At 45.8% G+C, this 13,950-nt stretch carries 15 protein-coding genes; 7 read left to right on the top strand and 8 right to left on the bottom strand.

The genetic code is table 11. From position 1 onward, the window contains the following. Positions 1-2: 2 nt before the first annotated feature. From M2125_RS08165 to M2125_RS08140, 6 genes are all read right to left on the bottom strand, one after another. The gene (locus M2125_RS08165) at positions 3-1,187 is read right to left on the bottom strand and encodes a 5-(carboxyamino)imidazole ribonucleotide synthase (RefSeq protein ID WP_280742815.1); all 1,185 of its coding nucleotides are present in this window, start codon (positions 1,185-1,187) and stop codon (positions 3-5) included. A gap of 4 nt (positions 1,188-1,191) precedes the next feature. Further along, the gene (gene purE / locus M2125_RS08160) at positions 1,192-1,686 is read right to left on the bottom strand and encodes a 5-(carboxyamino)imidazole ribonucleotide mutase (RefSeq protein ID WP_076023736.1); all 495 of its coding nucleotides are present in this window, start codon (positions 1,684-1,686) and stop codon (positions 1,192-1,194) included. A gap of 69 nt (positions 1,687-1,755) precedes the next feature. Continuing rightward, positions 1,756-2,652: a phosphoribosylaminoimidazolesuccinocarboxamide synthase gene (locus M2125_RS08155; RefSeq protein WP_076023735.1), complete on the bottom strand. Its 897-nt coding sequence runs from the start codon at positions 2,650-2,652 to the stop codon at positions 1,756-1,758. A 7-nt stretch (positions 2,653-2,659) separates the two neighbouring features. Further along, the gene (gene fba / locus M2125_RS08150; protein ID WP_076023734.1) at positions 2,660-3,724 is read right to left on the bottom strand and encodes a class II fructose-bisphosphate aldolase; all 1,065 of its coding nucleotides are present in this window, start codon (positions 3,722-3,724) and stop codon (positions 2,660-2,662) included. Between the two features lie 52 nt (positions 3,725-3,776). Next, entirely contained in the window at positions 3,777-5,213 is a 1,437-nt protein-coding gene (pyk, locus tag M2125_RS08145; protein WP_277542018.1) for a pyruvate kinase, read from the bottom strand. A gap of 2 nt (positions 5,214-5,215) precedes the next feature. Then, positions 5,216-6,427, bottom strand: coding sequence for a phosphoglycerate kinase (locus tag M2125_RS08140; RefSeq protein ID WP_076023732.1), 1,212 nt, complete (start codon positions 6,425-6,427; stop codon positions 5,216-5,218). A 191-nt stretch (positions 6,428-6,618) separates the two neighbouring features. Between M2125_RS08140 and M2125_RS08135 the strand changes: the two genes are divergently transcribed. Genes M2125_RS08135 through M2125_RS08115 form a run of 5 tightly spaced genes read left to right on the top strand, consistent with a single transcriptional unit; the run spans position 6,619 to position 9,939 of the window. Then, positions 6,619-7,542 carry a branched-chain amino acid transaminase gene (locus M2125_RS08135; RefSeq protein WP_076023731.1) on the top strand — a complete coding sequence of 308 codons (924 nt, stop codon included), beginning with the start codon at positions 6,619-6,621 and terminating at the stop codon, positions 7,540-7,542. 38 nt (positions 7,543-7,580) lie between these two features. Beyond that, the gene (locus M2125_RS08130) at positions 7,581-7,769 is read left to right on the top strand and encodes a zinc-finger domain-containing protein (protein WP_076023730.1); all 189 of its coding nucleotides are present in this window, start codon (positions 7,581-7,583) and stop codon (positions 7,767-7,769) included. Positions 7,770-7,819: 50 nt separating this feature from the next. After that, entirely contained in the window at positions 7,820-8,854 is a 1,035-nt protein-coding gene (gene waaF / locus M2125_RS08125) for a lipopolysaccharide heptosyltransferase II (protein ID WP_280742814.1), read from the top strand. 23 nt (positions 8,855-8,877) lie between these two features. Further along, positions 8,878-9,312 carry a YybH family protein gene (locus tag M2125_RS08120; protein ID WP_280742813.1) on the top strand — a complete coding sequence of 145 codons (435 nt, stop codon included), beginning with the start codon at positions 8,878-8,880 and terminating at the stop codon, positions 9,310-9,312. 9 nt (positions 9,313-9,321) lie between these two features. Beyond that, complete coding sequence (locus tag M2125_RS08115; protein WP_076023727.1) at positions 9,322-9,939, top strand: DUF2946 family protein; 618 nt, start codon at positions 9,322-9,324, stop codon at positions 9,937-9,939. Here the strand turns inward: M2125_RS08115 and M2125_RS08110 are convergent. Further along, positions 9,936-11,633 carry a M48 family metalloprotease gene (locus tag M2125_RS08110; RefSeq protein ID WP_280742812.1) on the bottom strand — a complete coding sequence of 566 codons (1,698 nt, stop codon included), beginning with the start codon at positions 11,631-11,633 and terminating at the stop codon, positions 9,936-9,938. The genes M2125_RS08115 and M2125_RS08110 overlap by 4 nt on opposite strands. 67 nt (positions 11,634-11,700) lie before the next feature. Between M2125_RS08110 and moaC the strand changes: the two genes are divergently transcribed. After that, positions 11,701-12,180 carry a cyclic pyranopterin monophosphate synthase MoaC gene (moaC, locus tag M2125_RS08105; protein ID WP_277542012.1) on the top strand — a complete coding sequence of 160 codons (480 nt, stop codon included), beginning with the start codon at positions 11,701-11,703 and terminating at the stop codon, positions 12,178-12,180. Between the two features lie 29 nt (positions 12,181-12,209). Further along, positions 12,210-13,304 (top strand): acyltransferase family protein, encoded by a 1,095-nt coding sequence (locus M2125_RS08100; RefSeq protein ID WP_277542010.1) that lies wholly within the window; start codon positions 12,210-12,212, stop codon positions 13,302-13,304. A gap of 66 nt (positions 13,305-13,370) precedes the next feature. On the opposite strand, the gene M2125_RS08095 is transcribed toward M2125_RS08100, so the two are convergent. Beyond that, entirely contained in the window at positions 13,371-13,889 is a 519-nt protein-coding gene (locus M2125_RS08095) for a pilin (RefSeq protein ID WP_280741680.1), read from the bottom strand. Between the last annotated feature and the right edge of the window lie 61 nt (positions 13,890-13,950).

Here is a 13,950-nt window from a genome sequence, read left to right as displayed (position 1 = left end):
AATTAGAGCTCAATTCCTAATTCGCCAGCAACTGCGGCACAGCTCTGGCGGGCCTGATTAAGCGACTCACCCAAGCAATTGATGTGGCCCATTTTTCTTCCCATACGTGGCTCGGATTTGCCATAGAGATGCAACTTGGCATCTGGATGGGCAAGGACTTTATTCCACGCCGGTTCAATAGGCCTATCCTCACTACCTTCAAACCAGAGATCGCCCAATAGATTGAGCATCGAAACGGATGACAATAAACGCGTATCACCTAGAGGTAAACGAGCCATTACTCGAACTTGTTGCTCAAACTGACTAGTGACACAAGCATTCATGGTGTAGTGGCCAGAGTTATGCGGACGCGGGGCAATTTCATTAGCCACGATATCGCCACCTTTTAAAACAAAGAACTCAACGCACAACACGCCGACGTAATCAATCTTGCGAATCAATGCCTTAGCAGCATCAATGATTTTTTTCTCTTGCTGTGGCTTAAGTGAGGGTGCTGGTACTGTTGAAGTATGCAAAATGCCATCGCGATGAATATTCTGAGAAACAGGGTAGGCCACCACTGCATCGTCATAGCCACGCACTACTAAGGCGGAAACTTCAAAATCCAATTCCATGCGCTTTTCAAGAACGCAAGGCACTCGACCCAATTCATTCCAAGCCAAGGTTAACTCTTGAGCTGCATGTACTGTGACTTGGCCTTTACCGTCATACCCCATACGGGCAGTCTTCAGAATGGCAGGGAAAAGATCTGCTGGCGCATTGGCAATATCAGCATCATGCTCAATCACAAAATATGGCACTGGGCCAATATTCGTTTCAGCTTTCCAGGTGGCCAAGAATTTCTTTTCAGCGACCCGGTTTTGTGCCAAGGATACGCAGCTGCTGCGCGGTGCTACAAATACACCCAGAGCTTCAAGTTCATCGAGCGCTTGTGCGGGAACATTTTCAAATTCGGTGCTGACGGATTGGCAAATAGATGCCATCTCTTGAAGAGCAGCCTTATCTGTATAGTTTGCTTGAATATATTTTTCAGCTATTGATCCGGCAGGACTATCCGCACCTGGATCTAATACGCAGACTTTGTAGCCCATTGCTTGAGCAGCTTGGGTGAACATCCGACCCAACTGACCGCCACCTAAAATTCCTAAATACGAACCCGGCAAAATGGGTTCCATACGATCTGACATCTATTTAATATCCCGGCAAATTCATGGAGCGTGAAGCATCTGACTGCTTGGCACGGAAATCCTCTAAGCGCTTTGCTAAATCAGCATCATGCAAAGCCAAGTTAGCAACGACATGCAAGGCAGCATTGGCAGCGCCGGCCTCACCAATGGCAAAGGTAGCCACTGGAATGCCTTTGGGCATTTGCACGATGGAGAGTAAGGAGTCTTCACCGCGTAAATACTTACTAGCCACTGGTACTCCGTAAACCGGCACGGTGGTTTTGGCTGCCAACATACCAGGCAAATGAGCTGCACCGCCTGCTCCAGCAATAATGGCTTGTAGGCCATTACTTTGGGCTTGCTCTGCATACTGGAACATATCATCAGGCATGCGGTGTGCAGACACCACTTTGGCCTCATGAGCCACGCCAAACTGCTCTAGCATTTGGGCTGCGTGTTGCATGGTGTCCCAATCTGAATTGGAACCCATGACTATTCCTACTAATGGCTTCTTGCTCATGCGCCTCTCCAAAAACCCTTAATTCCTCAATAAGCCCCTATTATCCCAGCCTTTTGAGTACTCCAGGAATTAGGACTTGGTTAGCCTTGTTAAGGCTTCGCGATACTTCTCTGCCGTCTTTTCGATCACTTCGCTAGGTAATTCTGGGGCGGGGGCTGTTTTAGGCCACAATTTGCCACCTACCATAGCTGTTTCAAGCCAATCGCGCACAAATTGCTTATCGTAAGAAGGTGGGTTTGAACCTACGTAATAGGTCTCCGCAGGCCAAAAACGTGAAGAATCCGCCGTCAGGATCTCATCCATCAAGACCAACTGACCCTGATCATCCAAGCCAAATTCAAACTTCGTATCAGCAATAATGATGCCGCGGGTAGCGGCGTACTCAGAAGCCTCTTTGTATAAACGAATACTCACTTCACGAATTTGATTGGCTAATTTTTCACCAATGAGCTCAATCACTTTCTCAAAAGAGATATTTTCATCATGCTCACCCACATCTGCTTTGGCAGCTGGAGTAAAAATAGGCTCTGGTAATTTTTGTGCATTCTCCAAACCATCGGGCAATGCAATGCCGCAGACCTTGCCAGTCTCTTTGTAATCTTTCCAACCGCTACCAGCCAAGTATCCGCGCACAACCGCCTCAACTAGAATGGGCTTAAGACGTTTCGCAACAACCGCGCGACCCTGCACCTGAGGAACTTCATCAGCAGTAACGACGCTAGCAGGATCAATACCAGTGAGGTGATTCGGAATGACAGAGGCCAATTTATCAAACCAAAAATTGGCCATTTGATTGAGCACTACACCCTTCTCTGGAATAGGCTGGCCCATCACAACATCAAAAGCGGATAGACGATCAGTAGTAATCATCAATAATTTGTCATCACCTAGGGCGTAAACATCACGCACCTTCCCTTTGGATAGCAAAGGCAGTGACTGAATACTCGTAGCATACAAAGCGGGCATTTTTAACTCACTTCACAATCTGAGCTAATTTACCGCTCTTATATAGTTCAGCCATTTTCTCTAAAGAAATTGGTTTAATTTTGGATGCTTGACCAGCAGAACCAAATGCAACAAAGCGGGCGATGCAGACTTGCTTGGCTGCTTCACGAGCTGGCTTCAAATAATCACGTGGATCAAACTTGCTGGGGTTCTCAAAAAGATATCGACGAATTGCGCCAGTCATTGCCAAACGAATATCGGTATCAATATTAATTTTACGAACGCCGTTCTTGATGCCTTCTTGAATTTCTTCAACAGGCACACCGTAGGTCTCTTTCATGTCGCCGCCAAATTCACGAATTTCAGCAAGCAATTCTTGTGGCACGCTCGATGAACCATGCATCACCAAATGGGTATTTGGAATACGTGCGTGGATTTCTTTAATACGATCAATTGCCAAAATATCGCCTGTTGGCTTTTTGGTGAACTTATATGCGCCATGGCTAGTACCAATTGCAATGGCTAAGGCGTCACATTGAGTCGCTTTAACAAAATCTGCAGCTTGCTCAACGTCAGTGAGCAATTGTTCCCGTGTCATCTTGCCGTCGGCACCATGACCATCCTCTTTATCGCCTTGCATTGTTTCCAAAGAGCCCAGCACACCCAACTCTGCCTCAACAGTAACTCCAATAGAGTGGGAAAACTTGACTACCTCTTTGGATACATCGACGTTGTATTCATAACTAGCAACCGATTTCCCATCGGCTTCTAATGAGCCATCCATCATCACACTAGTAAAGCCACTCTTAATAGCAGCCATACAAACAGCTGGGCTTTGACCATGGTCTTGGTGCATGACTACTGGAATATGAGGATAGGCCTCTACCGCAGCAGAAATCAAATGACGTAAAAATGCTTCGCCGGCGTACTTACGTGCACCCGCTGAGGCTTGCATAATCACCGGGGAATCAACCTCATTGGCAGCTTCCATAATTGCAGTAACTTGCTCCAAGTTATTGACGTTAAAAGCGGGTAAGCCGTAACCGTTTTCTGCGGCGTGATCTAAAAGCTGTCTTAGGGAAACTAATGCCATGTTGTTCTCTTAATTCTAGGTTAATAAATAAAAGTTGAAATGGAAATAAAACTTACTTCACATGAATAATTTTGAGTGTATTGGTGCCACCAGGCTCACCCATTGGTTCGCCGCTCGTTAAAACCACTACATCACCCGATTTCACTGCCCCCATAGCCTTCAAACAATATTCCACTTCTTGCAGGGCAGCATCTCGTTCTTTGGTGTAATTCAGGCCAATTGGAAAAACATTGCGGTACGTACTCAGAGCACGCTGGGTAGAGATCTTCGAAGTTAAAGCAAAGATTGGTAAATGAATATTGTGGCGACTCATCCAAATAGGAGTTGAACCAGAATCTGTGAGTGCTGCAATGGCAGTGGCATTTAAGTGATGTGCAGTAAATAAAGCACCCAAAGCAATGGTTTGATCAATACGAGTAAAGGTTTGATCCAAGAAATCAGTATCTAGTTGAACACGATCTGATTGTTCAGCCGCAACACAAATTTCTGCCATCGCTTTAATGGTTTGCACTGGATACATACCTGCAGCAGACTCGGCAGATAGCATCACAGCATCTGTACCATCCAATACTGCATTGGCTACATCGCTCACCTCTGCGCGCGTTGGCACTGGCGCATTGATCATCGACTCCATCATTTGGGTGGCAGTGATCGTAAATTTATCGGCTTCGAGCGCTAAGGCAATCATCCTTTTTTGCAATGCCGGTACAGCCGCATTACCAACCTCAATTGCTAAATCTCCACGAGCCACCATAATGCCATCGCTCTCGGCAATGATGCTCTCTAAAGCTGCAGGCACAATTGCTTCCGCACGCTCCACCTTAGCGATAGTTCGTACCTTACCGACACCATACTTAGCACTCGCCGCATCAGCCAGCTTGCGGGCATAAGCCATATCCGCACCATCTTTTGGAAAACTAATGGCCAAGAAATCAATACCCATCGCAATCGCAGCATCGAGATCAGCAATATCTTTTTCCGTTAATGCAGGCGCAGTTAAACCACCACCAGCACGATTAATACCTTTGTTATTGGAAAGCGGGCCACCTTGTTCAACCCGGGTAAAGATTTCTCCACCCAGCACCTTCTCTACAGTCAAAACCACTAAGCCATCATTTAACAAGAGGCGGTCGCCTGGATGAACATCGCCTGGCAACTCTTTGTAATCAAGTCCCACGCGAGATTGGTCACCAAGCTGACAGTGCACATCCAAGATGAATGATTCACCCTCTTTGAGAACAATTTTGTTATCAGCGAATTTACCTACGCGGATTTTGGGTCCCTGCAGGTCAGCCATAATGCCGACCTCTTTGCCTACTTCAGCCGAAATAGCCCGCACCAAATCATGGCGTGCTTGATGGTCAGCTACCGTACCGTGTGAGAAATTCATACGTACCACATCTACTCCCGCACGAATCATCTCGCGCAGTACTTCAGGCTTTTCAGAAGCAGGCCCTAAGGTAGCAATGATTTTGGTAGCTCTTAGCATGTTTAGTCTTTTGCTCTTTCAGCAAGTACCGCAAAAGCGGGTAAGGTTTTACCTTCCAAAAATTCCAAGAAAGCGCCACCACCAGTGGAGATGTAATCTACTTGATTGGCAATACCATATTTTGCAATGGCTGCCAGGGTATCGCCACCACCAGCGATTGAAAATGCGGGGGAATGGGCAATTGCAGCCGCAAGCATCTTTGTGCCGCCACCAAATTGGTCAATTTCAAATACCCCCAGAGGTCCATTCCACACAATCGTGCCAGCATGGGCCAACATGATGGACAAACGCGCTGCGGTCTTTGGGCCAATATCCAAAATCATGTCATCGTCGGCAACTTGATCTGCAGCAACGCGATTAGCACGGGCCAGTGGGGATAGTTCATTAGCTACTACAACATCTTCCGGAATAGGCACATGCGCACCGCGCTTTTCCATGATGTCCATAATTTCTTTAGCCTCATTCACTAAATCAGGCTCTGCCAATGACTTGCCGATTGGCAAGCCCTTCGCCAACATAAAGGTATTAGCAATACCACCACCCACAATCAACTCATCGACTTTGTCAGCCAAGGCCTTGAGGATAGTTAGCTTAGAAGATACTTTTGATCCCGCCACAATCGCCACCAAGGGACGTTTGGGGCTAGCTAGTGCTCGACTCAAAGCATCCAACTCAGCTGCCATCAAGGGTCCTGCACAAGCGATTGGAGCATATTTAGCGACGCCATTGGTGGTTGCTTCAGCACGGTGAGCGGTTCCAAAAGCGTCATTCACGTAGACATCACATAAGGCGGCTATTTTTTTAGAGAGCTCATCCGAGTTTTTCTTCTCGCCTACATTTAAGCGGCAATTCTCCAGCAGCACTAGGTCACCAGGATTGAGCTCGAAATCACCTTCTACCCAGTCACTAATTAATGGAACCTTACGGTTTAGTAGAGTAGCTATTCGGTCGGCAACTGGCGCCAAACTATCTTCGGGTTTGAATTCACCCTCGGTTGGACGACCCAGATGCGAAGTAACCATAACAGCTGCGCCGGCGTCCAAACACATCTGTACCGCAGGCATGGAGGCCCGAATGCGGGTATCTTCAGTGATATTACCCAAATCATCCTGCGGGACATTCAGATCGGCGCGAATGAAGACCCGTTTTCCCTTTAAAAGGCCTGATTGGGCTAATTCGCTTAAGCGTTTTACTTTATATAAGGATTCCGGCATGAAAATAGATATATGGGGTGGGTTACAGGGAATACTCCATTCTAAATCGTCCCGGGCTAACAAGCTCCAAAGGACTTACCCTGCCTGTTCTACAATAAAGACTGAGACGCATCTGGAGCCTAGGGGCTAAACCCCGCCCCTTAAGCGCGCCCCAATTAACCCGATTTATCAGATACAGAAGGTATAAGAAAATGTCGATGTCTGACCGCGATGGCTTTATTTGGTCCGATGGGAAACTGATTCCCTGGCGTGAGGCCACTATTCATGTGCTAACCCACAGTCTCCACTACGGAATGGGCGTATTTGAGGGCATTCGGGCCTATAAAACCCCCCAAGGAACCGCCATTTTCCGCCTGCCAGAGCATGTCAAGCGCTTATTTAACGGTACAAAGATTTTCCAAATGCAGATGCCCTTCTCCAAAGAAGAGGTGACCAAGGGCATTATTGATGTTGTTAATAGCAATAATCTGGAATCTTGCTATATCCGCCCCATTATCTTTATTGGCTCCCAAAAATTAGGTATTTCCCCCAAAGGCAATAGTATCCATACTTCGATTGCCGCTTGGGAATGGGGCGCTTACCTTGGTGAAGATGGCCTGAATAAAGGTATTCGCGTTAAAACCTCGTCTTTTACTCGTCACTTTGTTAACTCATCACTAGTACGCGCTAAGGCATCTGGCTATTACATTAACTCCATTTTGGCCAACCAAGAAGTGACCGCCAATGGCTACGATGAAGCGTTATTGCTCGATACCGAAGGTTATGTATCCGAAGGTTCTGGTGAAAATATTTTCATGGTGCGTGATGGCATTGTCTATACCCCTGACCTAGCCTCTTGCTTGGATGGCATTACCCGTGACTCGATTATTCAAATCGTGAGAGATCTTGGCTTTGAGCTGCGTGAGAAGCGCCTCACACGCGATGAGATTTATTCCGCTGATGAAGCTTTCTTTACCGGTACCGCTGCTGAGGTAACACCCATTCGTGAGCTCGATGATCGCACTATTGGAGACGGCAAAAAGGGTCCTATTACTGCAAAAATTCAGGAAACTTATTTTTCAGCAGTCTATGGCAAGAATGACAAATATAAGTCATGGCTTACCTACGTCAAGTAATACATAAAACGTTCTTTTAAGTATTAAGGAAGCAGAAAATGAGCGAAGCACAAGTAATAATGATTGATGGCAAGGACTTGCCTTTGCACTGTCCTACCAATAAAACACCGGCCTGGAATTCACATCCAAGGGTGTTTTTAGATATCACTGAAACAGGCGAGGCTAAGTGCCCCTATTGTGGCGCTCATTACAAACTCATCCCTGGCACTGAGCCGCACGGACATTAAACCGTGTTAAGCACCCACGCAGATGTGGGTGCTGCATCGGGATACCTCACATGAACCGTATTCTGATCATCGCCCCTAATTGGATTGGTGATGCAGTCATGTCCCAACCATTGCTGGCCAAGCTCAAAGCGCAATACCCCCACTCTCAAATTGATGTTTTAGCTAGCACTTGGGTTGCCCCCATTTACCGCGCGTGCGCACAAGTGAATCAAGTCATTGAAGCACAGCTGGAGCACAAACAACTGCAATGGTCGATGCGCAAAAAATTGGCTAGAGAACTGCAGGCTCAAAATTATTCGGCTTGTTTTGTATTACCCAACAGCCTTAAATCTGCGCTGATTCCTTGGCTTGCTAATATTCCATTTCGCTTTGGCTATCGAGGCGAGATGCGTTTTGGTCTCATTAACTTCGCCCTAGAAAACCCCAGCAAAGTAAATCGTCCACCCATGGTGGAGCACTATTGCGCCCTGGCATCTTTACTGGAATTAGATCAAGCTCCAGTAACTGCAGCCCCAAATCCTATCCTCACCATCTCTCATGATGCCAAGGGTGCAGTACAAGCTAAATTGACAGCAGCCAATATCAATAACGAGTCTCTCTATGTTTTTTGTCCGGGGGCCGAGTATGGGCCGAGCAAACGCTGGCCAACAGGGCGCTTTGCAAAACTAGCGCAGGCTGTCATTGCTCAAAAATCAAATGCCCAGATAGTCTTATTAGGCAGCAAAGCGGATTACAGCCTTGGGGAGAAAATTATTCAGGGTGCTAATGGACATCCACAGATACATAACTGGTGCGGCAGCACTTCTCTTGATGAAGCGATTGCTTTAATCGGCTTATGCCAGACACTCGTTAGCAATGATTCTGGCCTGATGCATATTGGCGCTGCACTACACATCCCACAAGTAGCCATTTTTGGCTCGAGCGATCCGCAACATACGCCCCCTCTTTCAGATAGGGCAAAAATCATGTGGCTTAATCTACCATGCAGTCCATGCCATAAACGAGAGTGTCCATTAGGGCATCTCAAATGTTTAGACGACATCACCCCCGAAAATGTCCTTCACACTATTTCTTTGCTTCGCTAACCCTTAAATCCAAAGATTACGCCATGTCAAAACTAGCTAGACTCTTTCATAATGCAGATGAAGTTGTAGAAGCTTGGCGGGATGCCCTAAAGCGTCAAGATATTACAGGTGCATTAGCTATCTGGCTTGATGATGACTCGATTACTTGCGTATTACCAGAAGGCCATCGTCTCAGTGGTCATGCTGAGATTAGGGAGGGTCTTGAAAGGCTACTTGCTAAACAAGCGCTTTTTTTAGAACCCATTGCCTGTATCAGTCACTCTGTTTTAGGTGCTGCTGTTTACGATACAACTGAAGCAGTGCACTTGCGTGTTGATCAAATTGAAGCTGCTTTTTTTCTGAACATCACTTTAGTTTTATTGCAAGATAGTCAAGGCTGGCGCATCGCCCATCTACACGCAAGCCACTCTACCGAAGAAACCTTCAACGCACCCTCCACACCTCACGGCCTGCATTAATCCACAATCATGGATGAACAGGTACTACGTTCTCTTGTTAAGTGGCCTAATGTACCGCAGTGCTTTGGCTGGCTAGCACTAGACCGCCGAGGACAGTGGCGTATGCGCGATGAATATGCGCAGCACCATAGATTGCCAGGATCTCCAATAGTGCATTCAGCTTTAAATGAATTCATTGCCAGGAACTATGCGCGTGATTCTATGGGGCAGTACTTTTTTCAAAATGGTCCTCAACGTGTGTACATCACACTAGATGCCACCCCATGGATAGCTCGCCTCATTCCGCATAAAGATGCCTTTATTCTGCAAACGCAATGTCACAGCAGCATCAAAGCAGAAGGTGCGCTTTGCGATGAATTCGGCAATGTATATATCACTGGCTTAATTAGTCAAAATTGTTGTGATGATTCGAACAGCAATCACTTTACCCATTTAGATCGTTTGAGCGTGGCACTTCTGCATGATCATGATTTAGACTTATTTTCTGGCTTTGCCAAAGTTCATCAAGATGCTTGTAGCTTCAAAGGTTCTTGGGCTTGGAATGGCGCAACACTCCCTTTGGATCCCATTGGCTTTGAAGAGCTCAGTTCACGCTTTGAGTTTATTAAAAATCCCAAAAAGTCTTAAAGCGGTACCGGCTTTTTCTTGCCCAAGTCTTTCATTTCTTCTTGATATCGTCTTTGCATATCACGCAACCTAGCATCAATCGTGGATGCCTGGTAAAAATCAGAGCCGCCGCTGCTTCGTGCAATCTTCAGCTGTTCAATTGCAGAGGGCCATGCGCCCTCAAGGGCATATTTTTCCCCTAAAGCATAGTGACGCATCGGCACATTTTGCGCTTGGTCATAGGCCTTGGATAGCAAGCCCCACCAAAGGATCTCATTAGGCTGTGTCTTAGTGCGCGCTTTTAACCATGCAATAGCATCGTTAGTGCGCCCAAGCTTTAGTTCTGCATTAATCATTGCCACACTAGCAGCATAGGATTGTGGGTAGGCACGCATGGTTGCCTGGGCAATCTGCAAAGCATCTTCATACTTGCCTTTGGCAAGAGCTAGCTCTGATGCCGTTACATCCAAAGAGAGGCTTTGCCTCTGAATAGGCGAACCCGGCGCGCTCGATGCATGTGCTACGTTGCGCGCCTGCTGCAAATAGGATTCTGCTTGATCGATGCGTCCTTGACGCTGCGCTACTAAAGCAAGGCCATAAAAGCCCTCCATTTGCTTTCCGGGCGCAGATTGTTTACTCAAACTCTCAAAGGTATTCTTAAGATCGTACATTCCGCTAGTGGTTCCAGACTGCTCAAAACGAGCACGCGCTTTAATAAAATAGAACTCAATGGCCGTTGGTACTGTTGCTTGTTTAACCATTCGGGCTCGGTCTTGCATATCAGCAATCCGCTCCGTAGTTAAAGGGTGAGTACGAACATAGGCTGGTACCCCGTTATCCATAATCCCCGTCGCTCTTTGTAGACGCTGGAAAAAATCGGGTGCCCCATTGACGTCATAACCACTTGCGGACAATATCTGAAAACCTACTCGATCAGCTTCACGTTCAGCATCTCTTGAATAAGAAAGCTGATTATTAACAGCCAAGGCTTGCCCACCCTGCATAATTCCTACACCTGCATTAGGATTACGTGAAGCAGCTAAAGCTCCTAATGCCATACCTGCCAAGGCAATCATCATATTGGTGGTTTGCTTATCCAACTCGCGCGCTAAATGACGTTGTAAAACGTGTCCGGTTTCATGCCCCATCACCGAAGCCACCTCTGAATCGGTTTCTGCGCTCACTATCAATCCAGTATGAAAACCAATAAAGCCGCCCGGCAAAGCAAACGCATTAATGCTGCTATCTTTAACCACAAAAATTTCAAAGTTATAGGCACCACTACCCTGCTCATTGGCTCCACCTAACTGCAAGCGCTTGGCAGTCTGTATCAGGCGTCGCTCCATCTGATTTAAAAAATCATAGATCGGCAAATCATTAGAATAATCAGGGTCTGGCCTGATTTCTCGCATAATCATTTCACCGTATTTGCGCTCATCCACTCGATTTAAAGCGTCTCCACCAGGATCACCCATATCCGGTAAAACAATGTTGGACTGCGAGTTAATACTTCGCACTGGCAAGTTCGATGACTGGGCATCTGGAGATTGCATAGCCCTGCCAATATTCGCAATTGCAGCTGAATTACCTTCAACTGAAACATCCCCCCAAACATCCGCAGGAGGAGGTGGGGTTCCGCTAGCAGCATATGCTGGGCAAACACCCCCCAAAGCAAGCGCTAGAATCAACTGGCATGCCAGAATTCTCTGGGGCATAGAGTGCGACAATTTATCTTGAGAAGAAGTCTTTATTGATTGCATGCCTATATGGTAAAACTATCCCATGAATAAATTAACGCATTTTGATGATAGTGGCCAAGCTCATATGGTGAACGTGGGTGATAAAGCCAATACCCACCGCATTGCCTTGGCTAGCGGGTTAATTACTATGCTACCCCAAACATTTGACATGGTGATGGCTGGTAATCATAAAAAAGGTGATGTTCTAGGAATTGCCCGAATTGCAGCCATACAAGCATCCAAAAAAACTTCTGAGCTAATCCCTTTATGCCACCCATTGGTACTAACTCACGTTAGCGTGGAGTTTCAACCCAATCAAGAGACTAGTAGCATTAGTTGTCATGTCAGAGCCGAAACTACAGGACCGACTGGCGTTGAAATGGAAGCGCTTACCGCAGTTCAAGTTGCCCTCCTCACAATCTACGATATGTGCAAAGCAGTCGATAGAGGCATGGTCATGGATGACATCAGACTGCTTGAGAAAAGTGGTGGTAAGAGTGGAGATTGGAAAGCGCCTAAATAGGCCAGATGATAAACAATCGATAGCACTTTGTGAATACTTCATACCCTGAAAAGAAATTAATCGGCTTAGAGGTCGTCAGATTTATCTCAGCTCTTGCAATATTGGTTTGGCACTATCAACACTTTGCATTTGTAGGCTATTCAGCTGTTGATTTCGAGCGCGATAAGCAACCCTTCTTTTCCATTTTTAAATTTTTTTACCAATATGGCGGAATGGGGGTGCAATTATTTTGGTGCATTAGCGGATTTATATTTCTCTGGAAATACCAAGACTTAATCCATCGCAAAATAATTAGCGGGAAAAAATTCTTTATTTTTAGATTCTCAAGGCTATATCCATTACATATTGCCACCCTACTTTTAATGGCCGCCCTTCAGTTCATTTACTTTAAATGGCATGGATCCTTTTTTATAGATCGCAATAACAACATAGCGCATTTCATTCCCCAGCTATTTTTAGCCAGTAATTGGGGTGGTCAGGGATTTAGTTTCAATACGCCAATTTGGTCAGTATCTGTTGAAGTGTTGGTTTATTTTTTCTTTTTCTTGATACTCAGATTTATAGGGGCATCTGCTTGGATCACAGTACTCATCATCGTCATTTGCAGTGCGATTAAGATCAACAACCTCACAGAGTCTTTCATAGTTGATTGCCTTCTATATTTTTACATTGGTGGTTTAACTGCCCAAACATTTAAAAAAGCAGCGGGTGGTAAATATCAGAATATTCTGCTTGCCCTTTCATTACTGATCATCTTGGCACCTTTTGCTTTCCTTACGGAAGATTTGTTCTTGAAAATAAAACCAATTTTCTTATTACTATATGCGCCAGCACTTGTTTATATAGCAGCAATTGAGTTGAAGCTTCCGCAATCCTTCGAACGGCTCATTGAAGTTTTTGGAAATATGACGTACTCAAGTTATCTTATTCACTTTCCACTTCAGCTATTCATCATCCTAATTTTCGGCCTTATTGGAATTAAGATTCCTTTCTACTCGCCCCTTTTCTTTATTGGATTTATAGTCTTGGTTTTGACTTTGGCCTTCTTTGTATACCAATACTACGAAAAGCCTATGCAAGACTACATACGCTATGGTGGTAAATTAAGAAATACAAGGTCCTGAGCCAGTCTTACCTTAAATCAAAGCAAAGAAAAACCACCAAAAGGTGGCTTTCCAATCTCTCTTAAGTTATCTATTTATCCTGCATTCTGAAGGTAGTAGCTGACTAATAAGGTTGGTCTCGGTAGAGCGACATGACCACCCACCTGACCAGGTTGAGCCTTCTGGCTTAGAAAGATCAAGTGGCTTGGGAACATTTGCATCTGGCTCATTCGTTGGAATCAAGTGCAAGGTATTTTTGCCCTCAGGGGCAACGCTAATTTGATAATCAATTGCAATGGCTCCTGATGGCGTGACCTCTATCAACTTCACACTTCTAGTGGGCGTAAAAGTGAACGAGCCATGAGTAGCCTCATCCATAGCTACCGTTCCACGACTTGCAAAAGCTTCCGTTACTGCCATTTTGGCGCTAGAGGATAAATTCATACCCTCAACGATTCGGCTTCGCGCAATATAGTCTTGATATTGGGGCACAGCAACAGCCACCAGAATACCGATGATGGCAACTACGACCATCACCTCAATTAATGTAAATCCAGCTTCTGAAGCATTACTTTGCTGATGATCTTGTAGCGTACTTTTTTGCATCACTTTATCTCCTGGTGTTAAACCCTGATGATCCATCTTATAGCTCTAACAACCAACACAC

It is taken from the genome of Polynucleobacter sphagniphilus (genome assembly GCF_029892205.1).
Classification (GTDB): domain Bacteria; phylum Pseudomonadota; class Gammaproteobacteria; order Burkholderiales; family Burkholderiaceae; genus Polynucleobacter; species Polynucleobacter sphagniphilus.
Note: the sequence above shows the minus strand (reverse complement) of the source record. Positions and strands in the feature narration are given on the sequence as shown.

Bases quoted from the DNA above. Each gene is read 5' to 3' on its own strand.
- waaF (WP_280742814.1), top strand. From the start codon at position 7,820: ATGAACCGTATTCTGATCATCGCCCCTAATTGGATTGGTGATGCAGTC.
- fba (WP_076023734.1), bottom strand. From the start codon at position 3,724: ATGGCATTAGTTTCCCTAAGACAGCTTTTAGATCACGCCGCAGAAAAC.
- M2125_RS08120 (WP_280742813.1), top strand. From the start codon at position 8,878: ATGTCAAAACTAGCTAGACTCTTTCATAATGCAGATGAAGTTGTAGAA.
- M2125_RS08115 (WP_076023727.1), top strand. From the start codon at position 9,322: ATGGATGAACAGGTACTACGTTCTCTTGTTAAGTGGCCTAATGTACCG.
- M2125_RS08130 (WP_076023730.1), top strand. From the start codon at position 7,581: ATGAGCGAAGCACAAGTAATAATGATTGATGGCAAGGACTTGCCTTTG.
- M2125_RS08095 (WP_280741680.1), bottom strand. From the start codon at position 13,889: ATGCAAAAAAGTACGCTACAAGATCATCAGCAAAGTAATGCTTCAGAA.
- M2125_RS08135 (WP_076023731.1), top strand. From the start codon at position 6,619: ATGTCGATGTCTGACCGCGATGGCTTTATTTGGTCCGATGGGAAACTG.
- M2125_RS08140 (WP_076023732.1), bottom strand. From the start codon at position 6,427: ATGCCGGAATCCTTATATAAAGTAAAACGCTTAAGCGAATTAGCCCAA.
- M2125_RS08110 (WP_280742812.1), bottom strand. From the start codon at position 11,633: ATGCCCCAGAGAATTCTGGCATGCCAGTTGATTCTAGCGCTTGCTTTG.
- M2125_RS08165 (WP_280742815.1), bottom strand. From the start codon at position 1,187: ATGTCAGATCGTATGGAACCCATTTTGCCGGGTTCGTATTTAGGAATT.
- moaC (WP_277542012.1), top strand. From the start codon at position 11,701: ATGAATAAATTAACGCATTTTGATGATAGTGGCCAAGCTCATATGGTG.
- purE (WP_076023736.1), bottom strand. From the start codon at position 1,686: ATGAGCAAGAAGCCATTAGTAGGAATAGTCATGGGTTCCAATTCAGAT.
- M2125_RS08155 (WP_076023735.1), bottom strand. From the start codon at position 2,652: ATGCCCGCTTTGTATGCTACGAGTATTCAGTCACTGCCTTTGCTATCC.
- pyk (WP_277542018.1), bottom strand. From the start codon at position 5,213: ATGCTAAGAGCTACCAAAATCATTGCTACCTTAGGGCCTGCTTCTGAA.